At 44.8% G+C, this 25,396-nt stretch carries 28 protein-coding genes; 13 read left to right on the top strand and 15 right to left on the bottom strand.

What is annotated here, in order from left to right:
• The first annotated feature begins 124 nt into the window (after window positions 1-124).
• The 3 genes from OCV20_RS23095 to OCV20_RS23085 all read left to right on the top strand — a co-directional run bounded on the left by OCV20_RS23095 (window position 125) and on the right by OCV20_RS23085 (window position 2,715).
• Entirely contained in the window at window positions 125-1,360 is a 1,236-nt protein-coding gene (locus tag OCV20_RS23095) for a MerR family transcriptional regulator (RefSeq protein ID WP_086774203.1), read from the top strand.
• Entirely contained in the window at window positions 1,361-1,930 is a 570-nt protein-coding gene (locus OCV20_RS23090) for a GNAT family N-acetyltransferase (RefSeq protein WP_086774202.1), read from the top strand. It abuts the gene before it with no gap.
• 236 nt (window positions 1,931-2,166) lie between these two features.
• Window positions 2,167-2,715: a carboxymuconolactone decarboxylase family protein gene (locus tag OCV20_RS23085; protein ID WP_050651355.1), complete on the top strand. Its 549-nt coding sequence runs from the start codon at window positions 2,167-2,169 to the stop codon at window positions 2,713-2,715.
• 94 nt (window positions 2,716-2,809) lie between these two features.
• Here OCV20_RS23085 and OCV20_RS23080 read toward each other — a convergent pair whose 3' ends face one another.
• The 4 genes from OCV20_RS23080 to OCV20_RS23065 form a co-directional block, all read right to left on the bottom strand.
• The gene (locus OCV20_RS23080; RefSeq protein ID WP_086774201.1) at window positions 2,810-3,985 is read right to left on the bottom strand and encodes a MalY/PatB family protein; all 1,176 of its coding nucleotides are present in this window, start codon (window positions 3,983-3,985) and stop codon (window positions 2,810-2,812) included.
• A gap of 12 nt (window positions 3,986-3,997) precedes the next feature.
• Window positions 3,998-5,461, bottom strand: a complete 1,464-nt coding sequence (nhaC, locus tag OCV20_RS23075; protein WP_086774200.1) for a Na+/H+ antiporter NhaC — start codon at window positions 5,459-5,461, stop codon at window positions 3,998-4,000.
• Between the two features lie 145 nt (window positions 5,462-5,606).
• Window positions 5,607-6,611, bottom strand: coding sequence for a LacI family DNA-binding transcriptional regulator (locus OCV20_RS23070; RefSeq protein ID WP_048611949.1), 1,005 nt, complete (start codon window positions 6,609-6,611; stop codon window positions 5,607-5,609).
• A 119-nt stretch (window positions 6,612-6,730) separates the two neighbouring features.
• Complete coding sequence (locus OCV20_RS23065; protein ID WP_086774199.1) at window positions 6,731-8,158, bottom strand: aminotransferase-like domain-containing protein; 1,428 nt, start codon at window positions 8,156-8,158, stop codon at window positions 6,731-6,733.
• A 124-nt stretch (window positions 8,159-8,282) separates the two neighbouring features.
• Here OCV20_RS23065 and OCV20_RS23060 point away from each other — a divergent pair, with 124 nt between their 5' ends.
• Window positions 8,283-9,182, top strand: a complete 900-nt coding sequence (locus tag OCV20_RS23060; RefSeq protein ID WP_048611675.1) for a DMT family transporter — start codon at window positions 8,283-8,285, stop codon at window positions 9,180-9,182.
• Between the two features lie 104 nt (window positions 9,183-9,286).
• Here OCV20_RS23060 and OCV20_RS23055 read toward each other — a convergent pair whose 3' ends face one another.
• Window positions 9,287-9,712 carry a DUF3010 family protein gene (locus OCV20_RS23055; protein WP_017069797.1) on the bottom strand — a complete coding sequence of 142 codons (426 nt, stop codon included), beginning with the start codon at window positions 9,710-9,712 and terminating at the stop codon, window positions 9,287-9,289.
• A gap of 260 nt (window positions 9,713-9,972) precedes the next feature.
• Here OCV20_RS23055 and OCV20_RS23050 point away from each other — a divergent pair, with 260 nt between their 5' ends.
• Window positions 9,973-11,610: a methyl-accepting chemotaxis protein gene (locus tag OCV20_RS23050; RefSeq protein ID WP_050643733.1), complete on the top strand. Its 1,638-nt coding sequence runs from the start codon at window positions 9,973-9,975 to the stop codon at window positions 11,608-11,610.
• A gap of 175 nt (window positions 11,611-11,785) precedes the next feature.
• Here OCV20_RS23050 and OCV20_RS23045 read toward each other — a convergent pair whose 3' ends face one another.
• Window positions 11,786-12,133: a DUF3316 domain-containing protein gene (locus OCV20_RS23045; RefSeq protein ID WP_086774198.1), complete on the bottom strand. Its 348-nt coding sequence runs from the start codon at window positions 12,131-12,133 to the stop codon at window positions 11,786-11,788.
• 209 nt (window positions 12,134-12,342) lie between these two features.
• Between OCV20_RS23045 and OCV20_RS23040 the strand changes: the two genes are divergently transcribed.
• A complete protein-coding gene (locus tag OCV20_RS23040) occupies window positions 12,343-13,212 on the top strand; it encodes a LysR family transcriptional regulator (RefSeq protein ID WP_048611669.1) in 870 nt (289 codons plus the stop codon).
• A 3-nt stretch (window positions 13,213-13,215) separates the two neighbouring features.
• Window positions 13,216-13,905: an endonuclease III domain-containing protein gene (locus OCV20_RS23035; RefSeq protein WP_086774197.1), complete on the top strand. Its 690-nt coding sequence runs from the start codon at window positions 13,216-13,218 to the stop codon at window positions 13,903-13,905.
• A 5-nt stretch (window positions 13,906-13,910) separates the two neighbouring features.
• On the opposite strand, the gene OCV20_RS23030 is transcribed toward OCV20_RS23035, so the two are convergent.
• On the bottom strand, window positions 13,911-14,129 hold the full coding sequence (locus OCV20_RS23030; RefSeq protein ID WP_050620063.1) for a hypothetical protein: 219 nt from the start codon (window positions 14,127-14,129) through the stop codon (window positions 13,911-13,913).
• A gap of 229 nt (window positions 14,130-14,358) precedes the next feature.
• Entirely contained in the window at window positions 14,359-16,020 is a 1,662-nt protein-coding gene (locus OCV20_RS23025) for a methyl-accepting chemotaxis protein (RefSeq protein WP_086774196.1), read from the bottom strand.
• Window positions 16,021-16,295: 275 nt separating this feature from the next.
• Here OCV20_RS23025 and OCV20_RS23020 point away from each other — a divergent pair, with 275 nt between their 5' ends.
• From OCV20_RS23020 to dgcA, 5 genes are all read left to right on the top strand, one after another.
• Entirely contained in the window at window positions 16,296-16,808 is a 513-nt protein-coding gene (locus OCV20_RS23020; protein WP_017111519.1) for an RNA methyltransferase, read from the top strand.
• Window positions 16,809-16,895: 87 nt separating this feature from the next.
• Window positions 16,896-17,732, top strand: coding sequence for an SGNH/GDSL hydrolase family protein (locus tag OCV20_RS23015; RefSeq protein WP_086774195.1), 837 nt, complete (start codon window positions 16,896-16,898; stop codon window positions 17,730-17,732).
• Between the two features lie 95 nt (window positions 17,733-17,827).
• Window positions 17,828-18,718 (top strand): LysR family transcriptional regulator, encoded by an 891-nt coding sequence (locus OCV20_RS23010; RefSeq protein ID WP_086774194.1) that lies wholly within the window; start codon window positions 17,828-17,830, stop codon window positions 18,716-18,718.
• Window positions 18,719-18,809: 91 nt separating this feature from the next.
• On the top strand, window positions 18,810-19,817 hold the full coding sequence (gene dgcN, locus OCV20_RS23005; protein WP_086774193.1) for an N-acetyltransferase DgcN: 1,008 nt from the start codon (window positions 18,810-18,812) through the stop codon (window positions 19,815-19,817).
• Window positions 19,818-19,874: 57 nt separating this feature from the next.
• Complete coding sequence (dgcA, locus tag OCV20_RS23000) at window positions 19,875-20,861, top strand: N-acetyl-D-Glu racemase DgcA (protein ID WP_086774192.1); 987 nt, start codon at window positions 19,875-19,877, stop codon at window positions 20,859-20,861.
• Between the two features lie 162 nt (window positions 20,862-21,023).
• Here the strand turns inward: dgcA and OCV20_RS22995 are convergent, their stop codons facing one another.
• The 7 genes from OCV20_RS22995 to OCV20_RS22965 all read right to left on the bottom strand — a co-directional run bounded on the left by OCV20_RS22995 (window position 21,024) and on the right by OCV20_RS22965 (window position 24,389).
• On the bottom strand, window positions 21,024-21,179 hold the full coding sequence (locus tag OCV20_RS22995; RefSeq protein WP_017061679.1) for a DUF3012 domain-containing protein: 156 nt from the start codon (window positions 21,177-21,179) through the stop codon (window positions 21,024-21,026).
• A gap of 240 nt (window positions 21,180-21,419) precedes the next feature.
• Window positions 21,420-21,776 (bottom strand): ribosome hibernation-promoting factor, HPF/YfiA family, encoded by a 357-nt coding sequence (gene hpf, locus OCV20_RS22990; protein WP_048611638.1) that lies wholly within the window; start codon window positions 21,774-21,776, stop codon window positions 21,420-21,422.
• A gap of 338 nt (window positions 21,777-22,114) precedes the next feature.
• Window positions 22,115-22,582, bottom strand: a complete 468-nt coding sequence (locus OCV20_RS22985; RefSeq protein ID WP_238382731.1) for a hypothetical protein — start codon at window positions 22,580-22,582, stop codon at window positions 22,115-22,117.
• 1 nt (window position 22,583) lies between these two features.
• On the bottom strand, window positions 22,584-22,991 hold the full coding sequence (locus OCV20_RS22980) for a hypothetical protein (protein ID WP_086774191.1): 408 nt from the start codon (window positions 22,989-22,991) through the stop codon (window positions 22,584-22,586).
• A 60-nt stretch (window positions 22,992-23,051) separates the two neighbouring features.
• Window positions 23,052-23,546, bottom strand: a complete 495-nt coding sequence (locus OCV20_RS22975) for a hypothetical protein (RefSeq protein WP_086774190.1) — start codon at window positions 23,544-23,546, stop codon at window positions 23,052-23,054.
• 2 nt (window positions 23,547-23,548) lie between these two features.
• Window positions 23,549-24,019: a hypothetical protein gene (locus OCV20_RS22970; RefSeq protein ID WP_050643743.1), complete on the bottom strand. Its 471-nt coding sequence runs from the start codon at window positions 24,017-24,019 to the stop codon at window positions 23,549-23,551.
• 22 nt (window positions 24,020-24,041) lie between these two features.
• On the bottom strand, window positions 24,042-24,389 hold the full coding sequence (locus OCV20_RS22965) for a hypothetical protein (protein WP_086774189.1): 348 nt from the start codon (window positions 24,387-24,389) through the stop codon (window positions 24,042-24,044).
• Window positions 24,390-24,681: 292 nt separating this feature from the next.
• Between OCV20_RS22965 and OCV20_RS22960 the strand changes: the two genes are divergently transcribed.
• On the top strand, window positions 24,682-25,239 hold the full coding sequence (locus OCV20_RS22960) for a hypothetical protein (protein ID WP_086774188.1): 558 nt from the start codon (window positions 24,682-24,684) through the stop codon (window positions 25,237-25,239).
• Window positions 25,240-25,396 lie beyond the last annotated feature (157 nt).

Genomic DNA, 25,396 nt, shown 5'->3' with positions numbered 1-25,396 from the left:
TAAAAGACATGCCAAAGAGCGTTACCAGTTTGAAGCTAAACAAGATGAGAAAAATGCTTAATTGAGTGTTGACCTGACTACAACTTCATAGTTTATCTTATAGATAGAAATGAGGGAGAAGTGCATGTATCGCATATCTGAATTAGCGGAGCTCGTTAGCCTGAGCCGTTCAACGCTTTTGTACTATGGAAAGTTGGGTTTGATTGAAGCTCAACGTACCAGCAATGGTTATCGAAGTTATTCCGAACGCGACTTGCAGCGTGTGAAATTGTTGCAGCAGTTACAAGCGGGTGGCCTGACGTTAAAAGAGTGTCAGGCGTGTTTAGATGCCAAGGTTGACCGCTCTTTGTTGCAAAACCGACTTGAACAATTGGATGAAGAGATCGCTCAGAAACAGCGTTCGAGAGATCTTTTATCGGCCCTGTTAGGCGAGAGTGGTTTGCAAGATTGGCATGAGTCGATGGACAAAGTGGCGCCTGATGCGCATCTCGACTGGCTAATTAAGCAAGGCTTTGATGAGAAGCAAGCACTGCGACTGAAATGGCTTTCAAAAGACATGAACGATCATGACCAGTATATGGCGGATTTTGACGTGATCTTTGAGGGTTTACAGCGTTTAGGGCCAGGAACCGCGGAAGATACTTTAGCGGCGTTGGCTCGAGTTCCAGTTTCTCCCAAACGTGTGCTTGAGATCGGTTGTGGTAAAGGTATTGCCACCTCTGTGTTAGCGAAAGCTATAGTAGAACATCAAGCGGATGTGCACATAACGGCGGTAGATAATGATCAACCGAGCTTAGATATTCTGACTCAGCATGCACAGGCTCTTGGCTTAGAAAGCAACGTCAAAACCGTGTGCGCGAGCATGATGGATCTGCCGTTTGAAGCTAAGTCGTTTGACCTAATTTGGTCGGAAGGCAGCGCTTACATCATGGGTGTTGAAAAGGCGCTAAACCAGTGGCGAAATTTACTCAGTGATGACGGCATATTGGTCGTCAATGATTTGGTGTGGAATACCGAACAACCTAACGAATCGAGCAAAGCGTTCTGGCAAAAAGAGTACCCAGACATGACGACGGTATCCGAGCGAATTAAACAGGCACAAGCTGTGGGTTATAAAGTTTTGGAGCACTTTGCAATGAGCGACGCTGGTTGGCTTGCGTATTACCAGCCCTTTCAAAAGCGAGTAGAAGCGCTTAAAGCAACGATGCCGAACTCAAAAGCGCTCGTAGATTGCGACAATGAAGTTAAACATTTTTTCGATAGCAGCACATCAAAGAACGGTTTGGATCAACAGCCTTCTAAAGTTTCTAATCAACGTGATTTTGATTATCAGTTCTTTGTGCTCAAGAAATTAAAGTAAGTGAGTAACACCATGAAATTTAGACAATATAATTCAAACGAAATCGAAACGGTCACTCAAGTTTTTACTCAGACCTTTACAGATTCAGAAGGCGAGAACGAAGGTAAAACCGTGGGTAAGCTTGCCAATGATCTTTTAACGACCACAGCCCCGACAGAGCTACTTTGCTTTGTTGCTGAAGACGATTCTAGTGAGTCGGATACGGATAGTACGATTGTTGGCGCGATTATCTTTACGCCACTTTCATTTGACGATGAAACCAAGGCATATTTGCTTTCACCAGTCGCGGTGAGCACTCAGGTTCAAAAGCGTGGTATTGGCCAGCAACTAATTAACTTTGGTTTGCAGATTCTGACTGAACAAGGTGTTGAGCTTGCAGTGACTTACGGTGATCCTGACTACTACTCAAAAGTGGGCTTTGGGCAAATTACCGTTGAGCAGGTTCCAGCGCCCTTTGAATTGAGTTTCCCTCACGGTTGGTTAGCTCAATCGTTGACCGGTGGTGAAATCAACGTAACAAGTGGAAAGTCGAGCTGTGTTAAAGGCTTGGCTCACGCAGAATATTGGTAGTCGCTTGCAAAAAATTGAGAAAAAGAGAAAGCCCATCAGGTGTTGCCTGTTGGGCTTTCTCGTTATGAACAAAAGATATCCGTCAGGCTTCAATGTACAATTTGAACGAGTGTTCAAAATAATGCTTGAACGATCGTTCTTGTTTGATCTATATTGTTTTCACACCAACGGAGAACATTCATTAATTGCTCCGTGATTGAATAACTTTAGAACCGAAAATTGATAGGGATAGAGCAATGAGCAACTTCAAAATTCACTCAGTAGAATCCGCGCCAGAGCAAAGCCAACCTATTCTTGAGGGCGCTAAAAAGCAGATGGGTAGAGTGCCGGGCTTGTTTGGTGTGTTGGCTGAATCTCCAAACACACTTAAGGCTTACACCCAGCTTCATCAGGCGTTTAGTGACTCATCTTTCGATGCTGAAGAGCTAACGGTTGTTTGGCAAACCATCAACGTTGAACACGAGTGCCACTACTGCGTTCCAGCTCACACAGGTATCGCACATACAATGAAGGTTGATCCTGCAATCACCGAAGCACTGCGTAATCGCACAGCTTTACCCACTGAAAAGCTGCAAGCCCTGCATGATTTTACGCTGAGCATGGTACGTAACCGCGGCAATGTGCCTGAAAGTGAAATGGCAGCATTTTTCGAAGCGGGCTACGGTCAGCAACAAGTGCTAGAAGTGATTCTTGGCCTGTCTCAGAAAGTGATCAGTAACTACGTAAACCACGTTGCTAAAACGCCAGTTGACAAAGTATTTGAGCAGTTCGCTTGGCAAGGTTAATTACCGTTAACCAAATAAAAACCTGATAATGATGAAAGCCCCGCTCAGTTGAGTGGGGCTTTGTTGTTTGGGTTGGGTTACGTTTTCTAATTACTTATTGTTCTACAACTAATGCCACTTTAAGTCGTACCAAAGCGTCTGCTAATACTTCTGCAGGGCACCCTAGATTCAATCGAATAAACCCTGAGCCTTCCTCGCCAAAGGCACACCCCATACTCGGTACAATTCCGGCTGCAATGAGTTTTTGCTCAAGCTCAGTATCACTTAGCTTCATTGCACGGCAATCAAGCCATGCAAGGTAAGTCGCTTCGGGTTTTGTGAAACGAATATGAGGCAACTCTGTTTTTAGGAATCCGTTTAGCGTTTCTATATTGTCTTGCAGGTATTGCTTTAAGTCTTCTAACCAAGTCTCACACTCTTGATAAGCAGTGGTTGCCGCTGACATTGATAGGTTGTTGAAGCAATCCATGCCATGAGCATCCAAACGGCGAACAAACTGCCCCTTCAATTCTGCATTGGGAATGATGAAGTTAGAGATTCTCAATGATGACAAGCCAAAAGTCTTACTGGCCGCAGTCGCCACAATAAGTTTGTTGGTTAGCGAACTTGGTAGTTTCAATGTTGAATGAAATGTATTCGGTGTGAGTGCTAGGTCACTCCAAATTTCATCACTGATTAGCCACACATCGTATTTTTGACAAAGCTTGGCAACTTGCATTATTTCTTGCTCGCTCCATGTTCTGCCTGTTGGGTTGTGTGGGTTGCAGAAAATCAACGCTTTGGCACCACTCGCAAAGCAGTCTTCCAAATGTGCGAAATCAAGCTGGTAATGACCTTCTGATTCAATCAATGGGTTGTTCAACACCTTACGATCATTTAGTTCGATGATCTTACGGAATGAACCGTAGCCCGGACTTTGAATAACGATTTGATCATTCACTTGCGTGAGCATTTGCAACGCCATAGCAATACCGGGCAAAACGCCATGCACCGTTGTAATCCAATCCCGTTTGATTTCTGTTTGATGTTGGTTTTTAAACCAATCGATCGCGGCTTGGTAGTAGTCATCTTGACGTTCTGAGTAACCAAAAATACCATGCGAAATATCTTGAGCTAACCGTTCTAATACTTGTTGAGGTGCTTGAAAATCATAGTCAGACACCCACATAGGTAGCAAGTCGGTGCCTTCTAAGCCAAGCTTCTGCTCCATAAAGTCCCACTTTACCGATCCTGTGTTTCGGCGGTTAATCGTATTGTCGAAAGAATTCATAGGATGTGAGCCTTACTTAGTGCTGTGAGCTAGAGAAGTTTCTACGGAGTCTTCTGATTGTTCAGGCTTTGCACGTGCAATACCAAACCCAGTGAAGCCATAAATCAGAGCGAAAACGACACCGGTGTAACATTGGATTGCCCAAGGTAGGTAATCTAGCGTTGCAACACCTAGTGTACTCGCCATGTAAATACCTGCAGCAGTCCAAGGAACCAGTGGTTCGATGATTGTGCCTGCATCTTCGATGGTTCTAGATAGGTTTTTAGTGTCTAGCCCCATTTTACGGTAAGCGTTTTGGAATAATTCACCTGGAATAAGAAGGGCTAGTTTGCCGTCAGATGTTGTGAAAACTACTGTAATTGTCGCGATCACTGTTGATGCGATAAGTTGTCCTGTTGAGTGAATCATATGCAAGAAACGACCTAGTACCACATTTAATGCACCGGTTAGGCTTAGAACACCTGCAAAAGAGAACGCACAGAAAACCAGTAGGATGGTGCTCATCATTGAGAACAAACCACCACGGTTTAGCAGCTTGGACACATCAGGAATTAGTCCATCAATCGCTGTACCTTTCGCTTCAAACAGAGCGACATTGAAGCCATCGACATAAGCTTGGAAGCCTTGTTGTAGAGAGAAACCTTGTAGAACCATACCTAATACAATCGCAAGAGCAGAGGCACCTAACATCAGTGGTAGAACAGGCTTTTTGGTGAGTGCGCCCCACAGAATCATGACTGGTGGGATGATCAAAAGGATATTGAAGTTGTATAGGCTATCCAGTCCCGCAAGAATTTGAGTGACCTTTTCTGGTTCACCTACGTTCGCGATATCTGCACTTTGGCCAGCGAAGAAAAAGACAGCAGAAGCAATCACAAAACCAGGCAGCGTTGTGTAAAGCATGTGCTGAATATGTTCGTACAATGTGGTGCCTGAAACGACAGGCGCAAAGTTTGTTGAATCAGAAAGAGGAGAGATCTTGTCACCAAAGTATGCACCAGAGACAACAGCGCCGGCAGCTGCAGCCAGTGACACATCTAAACCCGCCGCAACGCCCATCAGTGCAACACCAACGGTACCCGTAGATCCCCAAGATGTACCAGTACATACAGAGACAACAGAAGTAAAAAAAAAGGCAGCAATCAGTATGTATTCAGCACTGATGACTTTAAGTCCCCAGTAAACCATGTAGGGGATGGTGCCACTGATCATCCAGCTTGCGATAAGACCGCCCACCGAAACTAATATCAAGATAACAGGCATCGCTTTTGCGAGTTTCTCAACAATGGCGTTGATGATGTCATCCCAGTTGTAGCCCATCTTCCAAGCAATACATGCAGTGAAAGTCGCAGAAATGAGTAGCAGAACTTCAATGCGAAGTCCTAAAACACCGTATCCAATAGCAAGCAGCGCAAACATAACGGCTATAGGTGCTAATGCTAATCCGAACGATGGTAGAGGCTTTGAGTTATTCATATTTGTTGTCCTCAGGTGAATGTAGGGTTTGTTCGGAATGGATAATAAGCGTGCTCTGAAATCGAAAGTGCGACTTCAATGCTGTTTTCATGTAAGCGGTTACATGAGGTGTGTGCATGAGATTTCGGTCACATTTTGTCTCATTTTAGTGCTTGATTGACTTAACTGTTTGTCTTTCAACCAGTGTTGCTTCGAACTTATGTTGCTTAGGAGGCGCGTATCCTGCGGCTTTAAGTTTTATGGCAAGGTTAGCCGCATAAGTCGACATCTCGTCGATAGGGTTGTGCATGGTGGTTAGCCGAGGGTAAAGGTAGCGAGCGAGCAAAACATCATCAAAGCCGATGACTGAAATATCGTTGGGAACCGAGATGCCTTGATCTTGCAAGCTGGTCATTAAGCCTGCAGCCATTACATCATTGAAGGTGACTGCGGCTGTGACCTCTGGGCATTGGTTTACTAAGATGTCACCTGCCGCTTCACCACCTGATTCACTAAAGTTTTGGTTGATGATCCAATTAGGTTGTATTTCGATATTGGCCGCTTTCATAGCTTCTTGGTAGCCTTGTAAACGGTCTGTTCTGTCTTGGATTGGAAGGTCGCTCGAGACATAGGCGATTTTTCGATGACCCATCTCGATGAGGTGCTGCACTGATATTTGAGATCCGAGTTTATTATCTACCCATACAGAGCGATTCGATATTTGAGCAATCGTGCGGTTGAGTAAAACCATTGCAGGTAATTGAGCGGAGTAGCGCAGTAATGTGGTGTCATCGAGCATCTTTGAATGAATGACCATTGCTTCACAACCTTGGCTGATAAGAAAGTCGAGGCCTTCTTTTTCTCGCTGAGCATTGTGTCCGCCACTTACCACGACCAATTGATAGCCATTGGTTCTAGCCACTTCCTCGACACTCTTCGCGACCAGCGCAAAAAATGGATCGGCAAGGTTGCCCGTCAGTAATCCAAGCGTATTGCTGCTTCTACTGGCCAAGGCTGTTGCGCGAGCATCTTTGTGGTAATTGAGCTCTTTTACTGCACGTTCTACGCGCTCTAGCGTGATAGGTTCAACGTAGCAGGTTCGGTTTAATACACGAGAAACCGTTGCTGTTGAAACCCCTGCAAGTGCTGCTACATCTTTTATTGTTGCCACGTTTAATTCTGCCAAGCATAGAAAGGCTGCGAGTGTAGCGAATCTCTAATGTTTAATATGTTAGTAAGGTCAAAGCTATTAACTCTGGACTGAGAATATTAGTCGAATACTGGAAATATCTAACGTACGTGTTTAGCGATTACCTTCGCTAGTGTCACAATCCCTTCTTTCCAATCTTTGGTCTCTTCAATGTTGGCGACAGTGAAGCGCAAGCAGTGTTTATATTGGTCGTTGGTGCCAAATACTGTTCCGGGTAAGATCCCGAGTTTATGCTTCAAACAATCTTGATAGACCGCGTAGCTATCGACCGACTCTGGTAGTGTTATCCAGTTTAAAAAAGAGCCTTCCGGTTTTGATAGGTGGTATTGCCCGACAAGGTGTGGGTGGCTATCTAGTGCTTGTAGTAACAGGCTTTGGAATTGCTTTTGATTGGTTTGGTAGAGCCGCTTCATTTTGGATAAGTGGCTGCGATATTTGCCGGTAGTGAGAAATTGACCCACCGCGGATTGCATCAGGTTTGAACTGCCCATGTTGTCGCATAAAAGGTACTTTTCGACCAAAGGTTGGTAGCGCCCCGACAGTAACCAACCGATTCGCAAGCGTGAGTCTAAGGTTTTAGACAGTGAGTTGACGTAGATGACTCTATCTTGGTCATCAAGCTCTTTGAGGCTAGCGATTGGTGTATCGAATGCCAAGCTACCGAACACATCGTCTTCGATAATTGGTAAAGAACCGGTGATCTCCAGTAACGCTTTTCGGTTCGCCAATGGCATCCGTGAACCGGTTGGGTTGGTAAAGTTTGGCGTTAGCAGTAAGGTTTTCACTTCCCATTTGTCCAACGCACTTTGTAGCGAAGGAATGTCGATTCCGTGGCTAACACTGCTTGGTATTTCAAGGGCTTGCAAGCCAAGTGATTCAAGTAAAAGTAGATTACCGAAGTAACAGGGTGACTCGACCGCCACTATGTCGCCGGGCTTGGTGAGCGCACGTAGTGCCAAACTGATCGCCTGTTGAGCACCATGAGTAATCGCAATCTCTTTCGATCCCGCAGGCACACCAAGATCATGGGTGATCTTTAACAATTGCTTTACTAATTGCTCGTCTCCGGGAGGCAGTTGGTAATAACCGGGAAGCTGAGTTTGTAATCGACTGTGGCGACCTATTTCGGCATACAAGCTACGAATCGCAGGGTTGTTGATATTCGGGTGTGCTGAGCCTGCCAATAGTTTCAGGCGACCTTTTGGACGAGAGAGTACCGATTTAGTGACAGACAACAGATCGACTTTTTGAGGTTGGCTTGATGCATCCCAGCTGGTGGTGCTCGGTGCTTTCACGCGATAGCCAGATTTAGGTACAGAATAGACCCAGCCTGTCGCCTCCAGTTCTTGATAGGCACGAATCACGGTATTTTTGCTCACGCCAAGCTGTTCGCTTAACTGGCGGATCGAGGGAAGGCGATCGTCTGGATGAAAGAGTCCTTTATCGATCTGAGCCTTAATATGTTGTTCGGTAGCAAAGTATTTATTGCTGCTGAGTTCTGCTTCCACGTTTTTCTCCCTCGTTGCACACTCTCAATCTGTAACCATAAAAAGTGTTATATCTGTATCTTTATTAGTTATCTGTACCCAACTAAGGTAACAGCATTGATGAAGAGTTGACCAGAGGTTTGTAATGTTGATTAAAATGATTCCGTTTGTGTTTGTAATATTGTGGTCGTCAGGCTTTGTTGGCGCTCGTCTTGGTGTGGAATACGCGGAACCCGCAACATTACTTTCATTGAGGATGGTAGCCAACGTGGCGCTGTTCTTGGTTTTGATTGCAATCCTTAAGCGTCGTATCCCTCGTGGTCGTGCGTTCTTCCACGCAAGTGTGGTCGGCATCTTGATTCATGGTTTCTACCTTGGTGGCACCTATCTGGCGATTGATATGGGTATGCCCGCCGGATTGAGTTCTCTACTTGTTGGCTTACAGCCGATTCTTACCGCATTGATTATGATCAGCTGTACTTCGCAGCGTTTTAATTTTGCACAGTGGTTGGGCTTAGCGCTCGGCTTTGCGGGTATCAGTTTGGTGTTGATGGGCAATATTGAATGGCAGTCAGACGACCAAAAAGGCTTGGCAACGTTATTGTGTTTGGTTTCTTTGGTGGGTATTACCTGCGGCACTCTGTATCAGAAGCGCTTCTGTCAGGGGACAGATATGGTCGGCGGTGCGATGGTGCAATACTTGGCTTCTGCGGCGTTGTTTCTGCCGTTCGCAATGCGCTACGAAACGATGCAAGTGAACTGGACTGTAGAATTCACACTGACTCTAATCTGGCTGGTGGTTGTTCTGTCTTGTGTTGCCATCCTCTTGCTGCTTTACATGGTAGAACACGGTGCATCTTCAAGTGTGGCATCGGTGTTCTATCTCGTGCCACCGACGACAGCAATTCAAGCTTGGCTTATTTTCGGTGAGTCGTTCGACATCTATGGTGCAATGGGCTTCGCCTTGTCCGCCGCCGCGGTTTATTTGGTGGTGAGGAAGCCAGAATGGATTAAGGCTCGCAGGCGAACAGTGTTAGAGCGGTAGTTTGTATACCAAAACTCATTCTACTTAAAGCTGATGACTAGAAACAAAAAAGAGCCTGAATATTCAGGCTCTTTCTGTATCAAATATTGGCTAGCGACTTTTGATTAGCGCTTCATCAAGCAAGCGTATGCCGTTGTAAACGGTGCTTCTTGGTATTGCTTAAGGCCAGTTTCTTTGAACTTCATCATTAGAGGGTTACGCTTAAGGCTCTCTTTGATGTCAGCAGGCGATACAACGGTTACGTCTAGGCCGTCGATCAGTTGAATTGCTGCTTCTAGTTTGAAACCAAAGCCACCGCCAGCAAATTTGCCTTTAGTTTGGCGTTGACGAATCACAACTTTGTCTACTTGGTAATCTTCCATTAACTTTGCAAAAGAGAATTGAAAGTCTTTCATATTCTGTGTGTCGTTTGCGTCGCTAATTGAAACTTTAGAAACTCGGCAATCAGGAATGTTAAATACACCATCTGATAGAGAAAGAAGACAGATGACTGCATCGTTACCTTTGATTTCAACACCACAAATTTTCATGTTCTTACCTACTTATTTTAGAGCCCTACATTATGGTGTTATTTCTCACACTTCTCCAGTATTTGCACGTACTCAGCGGAAAATAAGTCTAAATCAGAGCATACGTTAACGTTTGAGAGTTAACCTCTGGTTGAATAATCACCACGAAAATTAACGACATCGTTTGCTATGAGATGGGGCTCACAAATCCTTAGTGAGATTGCATATGTGTGCTGTATATTGCGCGCGCATCCCTATTTGAAGTGTGGTTATTAATCCCAATGAATATCAATAATCTTTCGATTAAGAGTAAAATCGCGATCCCGCTGTTGGTGATTGTGATTGTTTTTTCTACCGTTACTGTGCTCAACGTTATCAGATCAAATGCTCAAGCTGCGATTAATAATGAGCTCAATAATGTGGTTCAGCCAGTGCTAGATAACCTAGAAGATGGCTACCGAGATATCTACCAGATTATCGCTTCGGCACAAGGTCTGTTACTTGCCAAAGACCAAGCAGCGATCGAGTACCAAAAGTTTGAATTTAAAGACAACGCTTACAAAGCGGTTCCTCGTTTTCAAAGTGTCGAAACCTTGTATCAAGCGGGCGTGTTGGATCCATCTTCACGTGGCGAGTTATCAAAGCTTGTAAACGCGATGAGCAAGTGGGTGGCACTGCACGAGCCAATGTTCGCTGATCCAGCAAACGCAGACCAATACAATATTGATTACTCGACAGCGCTCGATGCTGAGTTTGCGATCATTCGGACTCAACTGCGCGATATCCGAACTCTGATTGAACTGAAACAGAAAGAGCTTCGTCAGCAAGCCGATGACTCTATTGAATCGAGTAAGTTGATCATCGAAGTGGGTATGGCGGTTGCTGTTTTCGCTGCACTTTTCGCGATGTGGTTATCAAATCGCTTTATCGTTCAGCCAATCCAGAACGTAGAGAAAGCAATGAATGAGATCGCATCGGGAGACGGTAACTTATCTCAACGTATGAAGGTCGAAGGTAATGATGAGATCGCTCGTTTGAGTTCCGCTTTCAACCAGTTTGTTGGCAAGATCCATGTCACCGTCGAACAAGTTATTTTCACATCGAATGCAGTACGCGCTGAGATGGAAAACATTAAATCGTTAACGCAAAGTGTTGCTGAGTTTTCATCGAACCAACAACGAGAAAGTGAAGTGGTAGCTGCGGCAGTCCATGAAATGCAAGCAACCAGTGAAGTGGTGAGTGGTAATGCATTAGACGCAGCAACCGCAAGTAACGTTGCAAACCATGAAGTGGAATCGGCTGATACCACGCTTGGTTTAACCGTGACTTCGATTGAACGCCTGGCGCAAGATATCGAGAACGCGGGTGGTGTGGTTCAAGAACTGGACACAGACGTGAAGAACATAGCCTCAATCCTTGGCGTGATCAAAGGCATTGCAGAACAAACCAACCTACTTGCTTTGAATGCGGCAATTGAAGCGGCACGAGCGGGTGAACAAGGTCGTGGCTTTGCGGTTGTGGCTGATGAAGTCCGTGCGCTTGCGAGCAAAACTCAAGACAGCACAGGCGAAATCCAATCAATGATTGAACGTTTAGAAGTGGGCGCGAAACATGCGGTTGGCGTGATGACTGAAAGCAAAGTGAGTGGCGAGAAAACCATAGTTCAAGCAGGAACTGCAGCGTCTTCATTGAGTGAGATTCGCAACTCAATCGGAAAGATGAACGACATGAACACACAAATCGCTACAGCGGCTTCGCAACAGTCTCAAGTGTCTGAAGAAGTGAATAAGAATGTTCAACGCATCGCAGAAAGCACCATGCAAATGGTTGAGATGGCGAGCAGCGCAGAAAATGCATGTATGGCATTGGCCGAACAGTGTGAAGCGCTAGATAGCCTTGTGTCTCAGTTTGAAGTGTGATCTTCAAAATTAGACAGACGCATATAAGCTGATAATGGTTGCTCGTATTGAGTCCCATTAATCAGCGTTGAACGACAAAAAAGCCCGTACTCTGTGAGTGCGGGCTTTCTTTTTGGCTAGGTGATCAGTCTTTTGACTAGGTGATTAGTCTTTAGACCAAATCAATCATTCAGTGTTAGCTGCTACGACCGTCTTTATATGTGTAACGGTAGTCAACTTTTACGTTCGCTTGGTAATGGATATCGCCGTTCATGTTAGTGATTTTTTTCACTTCCATGTTCGCGTCATCAATCTTGAACGAATCGTATTTGGTTGTCTGTTGGAACTGTGGCAGTTCTCTTGAAAGCTCAAAAGGTGTTTTTGCACTTAACTCATCCATAAGGTTGGTGCCTGCATCGTATGCTTCGGCTTCATTAGCATATGTGTCAGATTTTAGCGTTGTTTCTTGAATCGTTGTTTTAGTTGCTGCAAACGCTGTGGTGCTGAGTACAAGAGTTGATGCAAGTATGATTAACTTCTTCATAGGGATACCTTACTTTGTTGTACCAGTGTTTTAGAGATTCTCACCCTAGAAATAGGGGGTGAGGTTAATGTTAGGACAAAAATATGGTTCTGTAAGGGAATGACTTTAGGTGCCGAAGATTTATGCCCAGCGCAAATCAAGCAAGGTGACACTGATATCTAACTTCAATACACTGTATGGGTAACCAAAGTTCAGCATAAGGTAAAGGCATGGCCAATTGGGAAGGGGTAAGTGAGTTTGTTGCAGTGGCAGAGCGTGAAAGCTTTACTGGTGCGGCGCAGAAGCTCGCTACGTCAGTGGCTCAAATCAGTCGTAGAGTAGCAAACCTCGAAGAACGACTCGCGGTGAAACTGCTTAATCGAACGACTCGAAAGGTGTCTCTAACAGAGGCTGGGCAACTCTACTACCAACAATGTAAGTTGTTGGTCGAAGGTTTAGAAATTGCTGAGCTTGCGGTCACGCAGATGCAATCCACACCCAAAGGCTTACTGAAAGTCACCGCGCCTGTGACTTATGGTGAGCGCCAACTCGCCCCAATACTGCATCAATTCTTAAAGCTTCACCCGCAGGTAGAACTAGAGTTGATGTTGACCAATCAAAAGCTCGATCTTATCGATTCTGGTGTTGATGTGGCGATTCGTCTCGGCCGTTTGGAAGATTCAAGCCTTGTGGCGAAGAAGCTCTCTCAACGCCAACTCTATGTATGTGCAAGCCCTGAATATATTGAACGTTATGGCGAGCCGCATACATTGTCTGAATTAAATAATCACCAATGTTTAGTCGGTGGATTTGAACACTGGCGCTTTAAAGAAAATGGTCGCCCTCGCTCAGTTCGTGTTAATGGACGTATTAAGTGCAACAGTGGTTTAGCCTTGTTAGACGCAGCTAAGCAGAGCATTGGCTTGGTGCAGTTACCTGAATACTACGTGAGTGAAGACCTTGATTCTGGTGAGTTGGTTGAGGTGCTGTCCGACTATCGAGATGACAAGGAAGGCATATGGGCGCTTTATCCTCAGAACCGTAACTTATCTTCTAAAGTTCGTCTGCTGGTGGACTTCCTTTCTGAACAATTGGATTAGTGTATGACTGTCGGCCGCCAGGATCTTACTAACCAAAGTGAGCTAATACTCGATGTATTTAATACCCTTGAGCAGCACTATGGCTATTTTGATTGGTGGCAAAAGGAAGACCCTTACGAGATAGTTCTAGGCGCTATTCTGGTTCAGAACACCAACTGGAAGAATGCAGAGAAAGCACTCATCAACTTAGGCGATAAGCTCGACCCAAGGTCAATCGCTGAGATGGATCTTGATGAGCTTGCCCAAAAGATTCGTTCGAGTGGTTACTACAATCAAAAAGCCATTAAGTTGAAGGCCGTGACTGAGTGGTTTTCGAAATACCAATACGATATGTCTGTGGTGCGAGAGCAGGACAAAGATCAGCTCCGAAAAAAGCTATTAGAAGTCAAAGGAATCGGTGGTGAAACGGCTGATGCGATTCTGGTGTACGCGATAGGTAAACCGTCTTTTGTGATTGATGCGTATGCAAGAAGGATCTTCACTCGCAATGGGCTCGATGTGCCTAAATCGTATGAAAAATTTCGAGCCTTGATGGAAAGCGTGATCCCTCTGGATACACAAAGGTACGGCTATTATCATGGTTTGTTAGTCGAACATGGTCAGCAGTTCTGTAACCCTAAACCCAAGTGTCAAGATTGCCCGCTTAACGCCACCTGTCTAGAAGCTAAAACTCAAACTCAGACTAAAATTTAGCGAGCTTAAGGCTCAATTTCTCCGATAGAATATAAAACCAACTCTTCTGGGTTGCTGCCTTCGCCAAGTGTTCGAATGTCTTCACCTTCTTGTTTGAGCTGAAGAATACACTTCATCGCTTTGTTCTGCTCTACACCAATAATGGTTTTCATCTCCGAAGCCGATACGCCAAAGCGAGTGGCTATCAATAAATCGCGAACCTTCTTCTTATCTGAATTAAACATATTGCGTCCTTATACTCGAATCGATGATCTACACCAACTCAATAAGCTTAACCAACTTCTGAAAATAGGTACTTAAAACTTAAGATGAGTAGCGAGGGAGAGGGGACTTTTCTGTTGGTCTTAAAATTGAATAACTCAAAAAGTTCGGGCTTCAGAATAGAGATTCTGAAGCCCGACGTGTTTTAGGGTTAAGTCGCGTTTGATTACGGCTTACTAGACAGAAAATGTATTAGACGGTGAAGCGATCTACCAAGTGGTACAGCTCATTTGCACGACTGTTGAGGTTTTGGCTACCTGTACGGTTTTGATTCGCGAGTTCGGCCGATTGTGAGCTTTGGTCGGAAATAACCACGATGCGTTGAGATATCTCTTGGCCCACAATATTTTGCTGTTCAGTGGCTGTCGCAATAAGCGAGTTCATGTCCATGATGGTATCAATCGACGCTTGGATCTTCGCCAGTGCTTCGGCTGCGGCATTCGCTTCTTCCACGGTTTGCGCACTTCGGGTTTGACTTGAATCCATCGCTTTCACGGCAGCATCTGAGGCAGCTTTAAGTTGCTCAATCATCTTATGAATGTCGCCAGTGCTCTCTTGAGTACGGCTTGCTAGCTGACGTACCTCATCGGCTACTACAGCAAACCCACGCCCTTGTTCGCCCGCCCGCGCAGCTTCAATCGCGGCATTCAACGCAAGTAGGTTAGTTTGCTCGGCAATGTCTTGGATGACCGCCAATGAAGAGGAGATGTTTTGTACATCGCCTTCTAAACGAGACACCACGGTGTTCGCTTCTGACACTTCACTCGCTAGGCCTGCCACCGAGTCTGCAGCTGCGTTTACTATCTGTTGCGCTTCTTTGGCATTGCCCTCTGCGAGCTTTGCGGAATCCGCCGCTTGGCTAGCGTTGCTAGAGATCTCTTGCGCCGTTGTGGTCATCTCAGTCATCGCCGTTGCAACTTGTTCTGTCTCTTCACGTTGCCCTGTAGCAATTTCGTCGACCTGCGCAGCGCGAGAAGACATGCTAGATGTCTCGGCTACTACTTGTTGCCCGACATCACTTACGCTGCGAATGATGGTTTGCAGGCTTGCTACAAAGGCATTGAAGTTCTCGCTGAGCTTCGTGAACTCAGGCGCTTTGAAGGTTTCCATTCGAGCGGTCAAATCGGCTTCGCCACTCGCGAATGCACTGATTGAACGGTCAAACTGCTCGAGTGGTTGCATGATGGTGCGGTTGACAGCAACGGCAAACACAGCAACTACTAGGGCAATTAAACCACAGAATATAGCGATGGCCGTCAATGAGCTTTGTAACGCGACATTCGAGCTCTCTTTCATCTCTGCGATTACAGCATCGATGTCGTCAGTATAGAAACCTGTGCCTAGCATCAAGTCCCACTGGGGAACGAATATCGAGTAGCTCAGTTTCGGTAGGGCTTCTGATTGACCAAGTTTTGGAAAGTAGTAGGTGGTGAACTCACCAAGCTTTGAGTTCTTGATCAGGTCACGAATAAGGTAGTTGCCTTTTTTGTCTTGCAGGTCGTAGTAGTTTTTACCAATACCATCGTTATTTTGCCCAACAACGACTCGAACACCTTTCGAGTCATAACCAAAAATATAGCCAGACTCGCCATATTCTAATGTTCTTAATGTCGGTAAGGCTTCTTCTAATGTTGCACCTCTATCCAAAAATGGGCTGATCGAAGAGTAGGCCATTTGTAGGTACGCTTTGAGTTCCTTTTCCTTCATCGCCATCATATTGCTACGCGTCGATTCTACTTGCTGTGCGGTTAGCTCGGTGCTCTTCATATACGTCACGCTCATCATGCCAATTGCCATTAGTAACAAGGGAATGAAAGAGAGAATATAAAGGCGGTTTTTGATGGTTAGGGTCATGTCACGCTTCCTGTGTGATTATCTCATGCAATTTTCAACACATTATTAATGTGGTTTTAAAATGTAAATGGACTTGTTGTTGAATTGTTATCCAGAAATGTTTTTGTTTTATAAACATGATGGCGGTTAGATTTTTGATGTTAGAAGCATTGCAACTAGGGGCTTAATGACAAAAAGAGTGGTTTGTTACGATGCTTTTGAATTTACCGCTGCTTTGGTAGAATGCGACGCTTTGTAGCACCCTGCTATGTCTATTCGTTAAGTGAGAAAGATTCATGAACAAAAGCCATGTGACTATTGGTTTAACTAACCCAAAGAGCCCGACAAACGTTGGTGCTGTTATGCGCGCGGCTGGTTGTTACCAAGTCGACGAAGTTAAATACACAGGGCAGCGCTACGAAAAAGCCGCTAAATTTCACACCGATACCAAGAGTGCTGCGCGTACTATCCCACTAACGGGTGTCGAGTCCTTTTTGGATAACCTTGATTCAGAAACGAAAATTGTTTGTGTAGAACTCGCTGAAGGTGCAACACCACTGCCGCGTTTTAAACACCCAGAAAATGCCATCTATATCTTTGGCCCTGAAGACGGTTCTATTTCTCAAGATGTCGCCGATAGAGCAGATCACGTCGTGTATGTACCAACGGTTGGTTGCATGAACTTGGCTGCGACAGTTAACGTGCTGCTTTATGATCGCCTTGCTAAGTCAGATGAAATGGACGAGAGCAACGAGCTTATTAAGAAAAGCCGCGATAACCGTAATCACCTGCTAATCAAAGAAAAGTAATTCTCTTCTTCTAGTGTTATCTATCCCGTACGCAATCGGATATTATCTTGAGTTCATTACTAGATAATTGAAGGGTTAGATAACACCATGGAAGACAAGCAATTACTTGCCGCGCTACAGCAACACCCTGTCCTCGATCTCTATCAGTTATTCCAAGAAGTTGGTCAAAACCGCTCTCTGTATGCATTACTAGAGAGGTTATCTTCCCTTAAAGAACATCATCAATTGAGCACTCGTCTTAGCCCTTTTAAGCCTCATATCGAAGGATTGCTGGCTCAATTTGATAGCGCCACGCCAGATAGCGAGATCCTCAAAGCGGTCGCTCTTCAGTCTGAGATTCAGCAACGAGGTCACAGCATGAGTCGTTACATCATGACATCAGATAATCATCGCCACTTTTCTCCAAATGCAGATTTAGTGATGTTTGGTGATTCGATCACCGAGTGGGCACCGTGGGCGGATATTTTCCGTGATATCTCGATGGTCAATCGCGGTCTCGCGGGTGATACCACAACGGGCATGTTACGCCGTATTGATACCACGTTGAATGTGAAGCCCAAGCTGGTTTGCTTTATGGCAGGGATAAACGATTTAGCTCAGGGTTATGATGTCGACCATATCTACCAGAACTACATTGATATGCTTAAGGTGTGGCAAGAAAATGATATTCGCATATTGGTGCAATCAACGCTTTATGTGGGCTCTAAACTGCAAGGTTTGAATCCGTCGGTTGAACTGCTCAATAGCAAGATAAGCGAGTACTGTTCCCTGCAAGGCATTGCGTTTTTAGATGTAAATTCAGTATTGTCACCTAATCAGCTTCTCTCGAACGAATATTCGTGTGATGACCTGCATTTGAATGCGAAGGCTTACCAAGCTTGGGCTGAGGTGCTTCAACCTGCGATAGCTGAGCTACTAAAATAGACTCACGCAAAAAGCTAGCTAGACCGATAAACAGCTTAGCTAATACCAGAAAAGCCAACCCCTAGATTTGTTTCGTGAACCATAAGGACATCAATGTGAACCTAAGACAGTTGGAAGTCTTTTACGCCATTATGCAGACCGGAACTGTATCTGGAGCCGCTCGCAGCTTGCATGTGTCGCAACCAAACGTGACCCGTATTTTGGCACATACCGAGCAACAACTCGGGTTTGGTTTATTTGAACGAGTTAAAGGGCGCTTAGTACCAACGGTTGAAGCGAAAACCTTGCTGCCAGAAGCGGAAAAGGTTTATCAGCAACTGGGTCAATTTCGCTCTTTGACCAATAAAGTCAAGCAAGGACATCAGCATTTACGTATTGGTGCGCCACCGATTCTGGCGACTAAATTGCTGACTTCGGTAATAGCCCAAATGTCTCGCGATCAAGAGATTTCTTTTGAGTTACTAACAGCTAACCGTGACGAACTGTGTGCTGGGCTATTAAAGCATGAGCTTGATATTGCTATCGCGTTTGGCGATGAAACGCCGCCTGCCATATTAAGTGAAACGCTATTAACCGAATCGCTCAAGGTTTTGGTTCCTTCCAATACGGTTGATCATTTACCCGCGGAATTAACGTTAGATGATCTTATCAATTATCCACTACCAATCATTGGGCTTGATAGTCGCGATCCACTAGGCCTCCTATTACATCAAAGCCTTATTGCGCGAGATGAGCATTACCACCATCCAATCTATGTACGTGGGTATAGCGCGGCGGCGGAACTGGTCAAGCACCAAGCGGGGTTTGCGATTGTTGATCCGTGGACGGCAGAACAATATCAAAATGACGACTCGGTTTGTGTGTTGCCGCTTCAACCAGACATCCAATTTTCGGTATCGATGCTTTGCGCAGAGCACACCCCTCAGTCGATTTCCGTTAAGCAATTTATCGCTTCATTGAAAACCCATACTCAACCTATAACTTAAGGTTATAGGCTCGCCATAAATAGGAATTCGGCACCTTCGAAGTTCTTAATTAAAGTAAATCCATACAAGGACTTATTAATTAGGAATACTCATGTCGATCGCTCAACCTTACCTTCTTTTTCTTGGGGATGTTACTGACCCACTCGCCGCAAAAACAGCTCGTGGCATTCACCAATGGCGCCCTGAAATCTGCCTAGGCCAACTGCGTTTAACTGACGATACCGTTTCACTGGGATTAACGGACATGACCTTGCAAGAGGCGCAAGCGCAGGGTGCGAAGACGCTGGTGATTGGCACCGCAAATCCGGGTGGTGTAATTCCTGACTCTTGGCAGTCAACCATTATGGCCGCTGCAGAAATGGGATATGAGATTGCATCTGGCATGCACCAACGGTTGAGTGAATTTTCACCGCTTGCTGACATGCAGCAACAAGGATTGACTAAGCTTCATGATGTACGCCATTTTGACGGTGTTCTTAATGTTGGTAACGGTAAGCCTCGTCAAGGTAAGCGCCTGCTTACTGTCGGAACAGATTGCTCAGTCGGCAAAATGTTTTCAGCTTTAGCTATCGAAAAGTCGCTTAAAGAGTCAGGTACATCCGCTCAATTCAAAGCGACAGGGCAGACGGGTATCTTGATTGAAGGCAGCGGTATTTCGATTGATGCTGTGGTTGCGGATTTTATTTCTGGCGCAGTTGAAGCGATTAGCCCTGATTTTACCGACCACGATTGGGACATCATTGAAGGGCAAGGCTCTTTGTTCAACCCTTCGTTTGCAGGCGTGAGTTTGGGTCTTTTACATGGCGCACAAGCGGATGCTTTGGTGCTGTGTCATGAAGTTGGGCGACCTCATATTCGTAACCTTCCTCATGCTCAATTACCAAGCATAAAACAGACGATTGAAGCCAACTTGCAAGCGGCGCGACTGACCAATCCAGACGCGAAGCTGGTGGGTATCTGCTTGAACACGTCGGCGATTAGCATTGAAGATGCTGAGACATTGTGCCAAGAATGGACCACACTCTATCAAGTGCCGGTGACAGATCCAGTGCGCTTTGGTGTACAACACATTACTGAGCATTTGCGACATTCACTTTAACGACTTCATCATTTCTACGTTTCCATTTGTTAAAGCGAACATCAACCGAGTGAAATTATGAAGATTACAGCAGAACCCATTACTATCGCGATGCAAACGCCTTTTCGCATCTCTCGTGGCAGTCGAACTGAGTGTCACGTTGTTCGTGTTTACATTGAACATGATGGCAAACGAGCTCAGGGCGAATGCACGCCTTACCCACGATACGGTGAGTCATCGGAGTCTGTGTTAGCGCAAATTCAACAAGCGTCTAGTGCACTAGAAGTTATGTTTGAACGAGGCGTTACCGATCCGTCAGAGCTAAGAGATCACCTTCAGTCTTTATTGACCGGAGGGGCAGCGCGAAATGCAGTCGATTGTGCGCTTTGGGATTTTGAAGCTCAGCAGAACGACCAGACCTTTCCGAATAGCTTGTTTGAGTTGCCTGCTCAAATTGTGACTGCAATGACCGTCTCGATTGGTACGCCAGAAGCGATGGCGACTCAGGCTCGAGACTATGTGGCGAATGGTGCGAAACTTCTGAAAGTGAAGCTTGATGGCGAGCAAGTGGTAGAACGTGTTCGTGCAGTACGAGAAGCCGCGGCAGATGTTCAAATTGTTTTGGATGCAAATGAAGCGTGGACAGGATTGAATCTCGAAGAGTTGTTTAATCAACTGACAGAATTTGATATTGCGATGATCGAGCAGCCGTTACCCCAACAGCACGATGCCTCACTGGCGCACATCAAGCACCCGATACCACTTTGTGCTGATGAAAGCTGTCATACCACTTCACAGCTCTCATCGCTGTTGGGTAAGTATGAAATGGTCAACATCAAACTCGATAAAACGGGCGGTCTGACTGAAGCATTGGTACTTGCAGAAGAAGCCCAAAGGCTCGGATTTACTCTGATGTCGGGATGTATGCTTGGTACATCGTTGGCGATGCGTGCAGCTCTGCCTATTGCGGTTCAATCTGAAATCGTCGACCTCGATGGCCCAGTATTACTTGGCAAAGATGTCGCACCAGCACTGACTTATCGAGATGGGATGATTATTCTCTAAGTTCCTAACAAATTAGCTAGGAATCTCTCCATACAAAAATCGCATAAGCGTTAACTTATGCGATTTTTTGTTTGTACCGTTTTACAGAGATAAGTAAACCATACTGTAACTGCTCACTTGCTTCATTGAGTGGGGTGTACTGAATTGCTAAATACAACCCGCTTAAAAAATGCAGTGCTTGGCAAAATCGCCCGCTTCATTAGCCGTCCAGTCACCTTTAGGCTTTTCTTTCATATCGGCACACCAAGCTTCACTGCCCACTTCTGTACAAGCCATTAATTGAGTGGCAAGGAAAAGTATCAACGCGATTTTCTTCATAATAAACATTCCGTTGTGGTCTAAATTTCTGCTTATAACTGTATCAAATACCACAAGTGATTGTTATAGCTGCTAAGAACTTAAGGGCGTTAAAAATGATGTGGGGTTGAGCTGAATTCTAAAGGCGGTAAAGAAGGGAGGGGTTGCTTGGCTGTAAGCTCGAAAAAGCCAGCAACATGTGCTGGCTTTGAAATTCTTAATAAGTTTCTATTCGTTATTTCGCTTTAACTACTTATCGAGTTAGACCAATTTCATCTCTTGGATGATGTCCGAAGCAATCTCTGGCTTCGTGCTTGTTGGTTTCTCGTGTAGGTCGGCTTTCAATTGTCCCTTACGGTTACTTAGGCCTGCTTCAAGTTTCTTGAGTGCTGAAGCTATAGCTGGGTACATAACATCGTCTGTAGATTTTGCTGTTACTCGTACACCTTCGTAGTTGGTGAATACTTCAACCTGATGTTGACCGTGTTCTTTAGTAATGATGATGTCGCAACTGATCAGTGATGGGAAATGGTTAGATATCTTCTCGAATTTACCTTCGATGTCTTTGCGTGACTCGTCGTTAATTGATACATGATGTGTTTGAACATTTATTTTCATAAATCATACCTTTCCAATGACTGTGTCATTTAAACGTAGCAAACATCGGATAGATTAACCAACTGAGAATTAGCACATGTGTGATTGACTTCAGTGTTATCAAATATTCTCTTGTTACTCCCTTGAAAGTCTGATGAACTGATCGCATATTATGTTTCGTGTTTTAGAGACATGTTCAAAAAAACTCCATCCTTGATAATTTGCGCTAACCTACAGCGAATTCCCAGTGAATCTCTCTTTATCGGTTTTATAATTCCGAACTTGTCACTCCATTGATTTTCTTTCCAGCTCACTCACTTTTTTCTTCTTTGATTAAAAACTCAGCTTAAGTTACTAATTTATAGACACTCAACTGCCCACTCCATATTGAAGTGAAACTCTCCTGCTGTGAGTTGAGACTCGGGTATAGTAATACGTGCTCGAATATCGACTTCTTTATTGGATGCAAGTTGATCGACAGGAAACTCGACGCCCTGACGCCAATAATTAATGTCGCCTTCATAACGAACCGGCGTCTCGACTTTGAATCGCACAAGTTCTGAAATACGAGACTCATCAATTGAGCCTAGGTCAATATGTTGCAGTTTGAGCAATAATCGAGAATCTTTGCGATTGGACTCCAGCTTGAGCGTGATGGCTCTGCCATCGTATTCTCGACCAAAACTCATCTCACCTTGGTTATTGATCACTTCTAAACCGCAGCGTTCTCTCACATGTTTTTTAAAGCTTAATGTTGAGTGGTTATTGGATGCCAATGTACAACTGGATAAGCTGACTAAAGTGAATGCGACAATCAATCGTAGCATGTTAGTTCACCATAACGCGGACAATAAAGTCCGTGACCGCTTGTTCAGTAACCGCCACATTACTGATGGTTTGCTTATCTTTGAGAGAGACCTGATAGCTTGAGCTCAGTACAATATCGGCATGATGATATTTGTATTCGACAATAAGATCGCACGTGACACGGTCGGTTTGCTTAATTTCGACGGTAGTATCGGTGTAGTTAACGCGACTTTCGGTGTCGATTAATTCGATACTCGACCAATCGATGTATTCAGAATTCGACAGTGCATCAAAGATTCGGCGTTGGTGGTTGTCTGAGCCATCGACGCACATTTGATTGAAATGTTCGACTTCTTTCTTATCAAACCCTGTGCTCACGGCATAGGGCGCGATAAACAATATCGCCAAGAATAAAACTAGAGTTTTCATAGTGCCTCTGGGTCAGTAAGCCCTCATGATTAAAGGGCTTACCGCGGGAGAGATGATGGGTTAGTTACACTCAATCTTCCATTTTGTTTTTACTTCGTAATCATCACTAGCATCGAGATTGCTTTCATCAACCGCAACACGAGCGAAAAGATTCATATTGTTATCTTCACGTATTTGATCTCGAGTGATGTCTACACCCGATTCCCAGCTAACTGCCGATTGGTCTAGCTCTGTTGTACCCGTTGACTGGAAAAACACATCGCTCTTTTGAATTTGTCCGTCAAACGATTCGATTTTGATCTCTTCTGCTCGAACTTTGATTCCGTTTCTGTTGCTGACTAACTTTACAGTTGCATGAGATTCATTGTAATTTTCGCCAAAAGCTAAGTCGGCTTGGTCTTCTGTTGCTTCTATGCCACATTGAGACTCGACAGATGCTGAGAATACAACATCACCTGTTTTGTCATCTTGATGGTCAGGTGGTATGGCAAAAGCCGAACCAGTGGAAAATACAGACATGGCAGCTAGGCCAAGTAGTGGTTTTCTATTAAGCATTTTTACTCCGAAAAAGTGGTATTGCTTTGTTTCATCTTCAGCAGGCGATATTTCTCTGCTTCGATTTGTAATAGCTTTAGCTCATGTTCCGCTTGAGCTAGCTCTTCTAAACGTTCTCGCTCACGGAGCTCGAACTCGTAGAGTCGACGACAGTCAACTCGATCCTCACCACCAAATTGGAATGTCACAGCCGCGTATACACCTGCCTCATCCTGATTTTGGTAGTAATAATTGTTGTAATAGCTGTCGCTATCTTCATTACCTGTTGATCCGTAGGTTCCGAACTGAACGGTTTTACCTGTGGAAATCGCTTGCTCACATGAAGCCCCTTCAGAGGTTCGAACTCGGTCGGTACCTGAAGGGTTCGACACACTCGGTATTGGGTTTGCCAATGCCGGACTTGTCAGTGAAGCAATGGCCAATGAAGCGACAGTAAATAAAGCGCTAAGTAACGCTTTGATTGTTCTCCGCATAATTGATACCGCTTGAATGTCGTTAATATCGTTTGAATTTAAGGTTTGTGCATACTTCGTAGCTGTTCGGGGAATCCGTCACCATGCGCGTACAAATTTTCTTCTTGGTTATTTGAGCGGCTGGCGTCTTAACATTGATATCCAGCTCTATCTCTTGGTTTGCATCCAATTGGATCTTGTTTGGAAACTCTTTGTCATCAATTCGCAGGTAGTAATCCGCTTGTTTGGTGTAACGGTTTACCAATAAAAACCTGACCTGTGTTTTGTCGGAGTAGGTCTGAAATTCGGTATTTTTCCACTTGTGCACATTTGCGTTTGCTAAGGAACTGCTCAGCAATAACGCGGCAGCAATGATGTAAATAGCCTTCATGAGAACCTCAAAATGATGATCGAGGTCTCATTTTAGGTTTGTTCAAAGACAGGACTTACCATTTTGCGCCACTGACATAAGGCTGACAGTACGGTAAAAATGACTGAGATTTTTTAGGTTGAAACTGAAGAGCAGCGAAACTAGGCGGGCCGAGCTGAAGTGAAAGGGCAAAGTAACTATTTATGATTTCATCACTTAGTATCACAATTACAAATATAATACGCTGCAGTTTATTGAGGTATTTGTTAGTACGGGATACTCTAACAGCTATCTTCTATTTGGATCCGTTATCATGAAAATGCCTGTTAAATTCGCTGCAATTGCAGCTTCCCTTTCTTTCGCTTTTAATGCTTTTGCTGCCCCAGTTGAATTTCAGAAGATCCCTGAGATCATGCAGCAATTTGAAACGGCAGAACTGTACGTTAAGAAGTCGGTCACCTTAGGCCGTTTACCAGCTGAGTCTGAAATTGGCATTGATTTTCCTACTTATGTTTCGGATGGAAAGGGCGGTTACAGCCTAGAGACAAACAACGTAATGACAGATTCTGTTGTTATCGCAAGCATGCCGAAAGCGATTGTTGATGATGTTTTCAACCAATGGCTAGTACCTAAAGATACGTGGATCAGCAGCTACGGTTCTTTGCCAACCTCGACCGCTGAATTTAAGCCGTTTAAGCGTATTAAAACCATCAAAGCCATTAAGATTGATGCAGAAATGCTTGAGCTGTTAGGCAGTGAAGATGGCAACACGGCGATGATCAAAGTGAGCTGGGATGAGAAGGGAATGAAGGTCTATAAGGATGGTTACTTAGCGGATTATGAGTACGGGATTGCCCCTCATGAGATGTAAGAAAACTACGAATTAGCACCTAAGTAACTCGATTCGATTGCAGAAAAGCGCCTTGCTTATTAGTGGGCGCTTTTTTGTTGCTCACCAAAACATGACGAAACTCACACTTTTCTGACAATTCATGACTCGTTATGCTAGTATGCGCCGCTTGTCTTTG

Origin of the sequence: Vibrio coralliirubri, assembly GCF_024347375.1 — a bacterium.
Classification (GTDB): Bacteria; Pseudomonadota; Gammaproteobacteria; order Enterobacterales; family Vibrionaceae; genus Vibrio; species Vibrio coralliirubri.
This window is presented reverse-complemented; position numbering and strand designations above follow the sequence as displayed.

Bases quoted from the DNA above. Each gene is read 5' to 3' on its own strand.
- OCV20_RS23095 (WP_086774203.1), top strand. From the start codon at position 125: ATGTATCGCATATCTGAATTAGCGGAGCTCGTTAGCCTGAGCCGTTCA.
- OCV20_RS23085 (WP_050651355.1), top strand. From the start codon at position 2,167: ATGAGCAACTTCAAAATTCACTCAGTAGAATCCGCGCCAGAGCAAAGC.
- OCV20_RS23080 (WP_086774201.1), bottom strand. From the start codon at position 3,985: ATGAATTCTTTCGACAATACGATTAACCGCCGAAACACAGGATCGGTA.
- nhaC (WP_086774200.1), bottom strand. From the start codon at position 5,461: ATGAATAACTCAAAGCCTCTACCATCGTTCGGATTAGCATTAGCACCT.
- OCV20_RS23060 (WP_048611675.1), top strand. From the start codon at position 8,283: ATGTTGATTAAAATGATTCCGTTTGTGTTTGTAATATTGTGGTCGTCA.
- OCV20_RS23055 (WP_017069797.1), bottom strand. From the start codon at position 9,712: ATGAAAATTTGTGGTGTTGAAATCAAAGGTAACGATGCAGTCATCTGT.
- OCV20_RS23050 (WP_050643733.1), top strand. From the start codon at position 9,973: ATGAATATCAATAATCTTTCGATTAAGAGTAAAATCGCGATCCCGCTG.
- OCV20_RS23045 (WP_086774198.1), bottom strand. From the start codon at position 12,133: ATGAAGAAGTTAATCATACTTGCATCAACTCTTGTACTCAGCACCACA.
- OCV20_RS23040 (WP_048611669.1), top strand. From the start codon at position 12,343: ATGGCCAATTGGGAAGGGGTAAGTGAGTTTGTTGCAGTGGCAGAGCGT.
- OCV20_RS23035 (WP_086774197.1), top strand. From the start codon at position 13,216: ATGACTGTCGGCCGCCAGGATCTTACTAACCAAAGTGAGCTAATACTC.
- OCV20_RS23030 (WP_050620063.1), bottom strand. From the start codon at position 14,129: ATGTTTAATTCAGATAAGAAGAAGGTTCGCGATTTATTGATAGCCACT.
- OCV20_RS23025 (WP_086774196.1), bottom strand. From the start codon at position 16,020: ATGACCCTAACCATCAAAAACCGCCTTTATATTCTCTCTTTCATTCCC.
- OCV20_RS23020 (WP_017111519.1), top strand. From the start codon at position 16,296: ATGAACAAAAGCCATGTGACTATTGGTTTAACTAACCCAAAGAGCCCG.
- OCV20_RS23015 (WP_086774195.1), top strand. From the start codon at position 16,896: ATGGAAGACAAGCAATTACTTGCCGCGCTACAGCAACACCCTGTCCTC.
- dgcN (WP_086774193.1), top strand. From the start codon at position 18,810: ATGTCGATCGCTCAACCTTACCTTCTTTTTCTTGGGGATGTTACTGAC.
- dgcA (WP_086774192.1), top strand. From the start codon at position 19,875: ATGAAGATTACAGCAGAACCCATTACTATCGCGATGCAAACGCCTTTT.
- OCV20_RS22995 (WP_017061679.1), bottom strand. From the start codon at position 21,179: ATGAAGAAAATCGCGTTGATACTTTTCCTTGCCACTCAATTAATGGCT.
- hpf (WP_048611638.1), bottom strand. From the start codon at position 21,776: ATGAAAATAAATGTTCAAACACATCATGTATCAATTAACGACGAGTCA.
- OCV20_RS22985 (WP_238382731.1), bottom strand. From the start codon at position 22,582: ATGCTACGATTGATTGTCGCATTCACTTTAGTCAGCTTATCCAGTTGT.
- OCV20_RS22980 (WP_086774191.1), bottom strand. From the start codon at position 22,991: ATGAAAACTCTAGTTTTATTCTTGGCGATATTGTTTATCGCGCCCTAT.
- OCV20_RS22975 (WP_086774190.1), bottom strand. From the start codon at position 23,546: ATGCTTAATAGAAAACCACTACTTGGCCTAGCTGCCATGTCTGTATTT.
- OCV20_RS22970 (WP_050643743.1), bottom strand. From the start codon at position 24,019: ATGCGGAGAACAATCAAAGCGTTACTTAGCGCTTTATTTACTGTCGCT.
- OCV20_RS22965 (WP_086774189.1), bottom strand. From the start codon at position 24,389: ATGAAGGCTATTTACATCATTGCTGCCGCGTTATTGCTGAGCAGTTCC.
- OCV20_RS22960 (WP_086774188.1), top strand. From the start codon at position 24,682: ATGAAAATGCCTGTTAAATTCGCTGCAATTGCAGCTTCCCTTTCTTTC.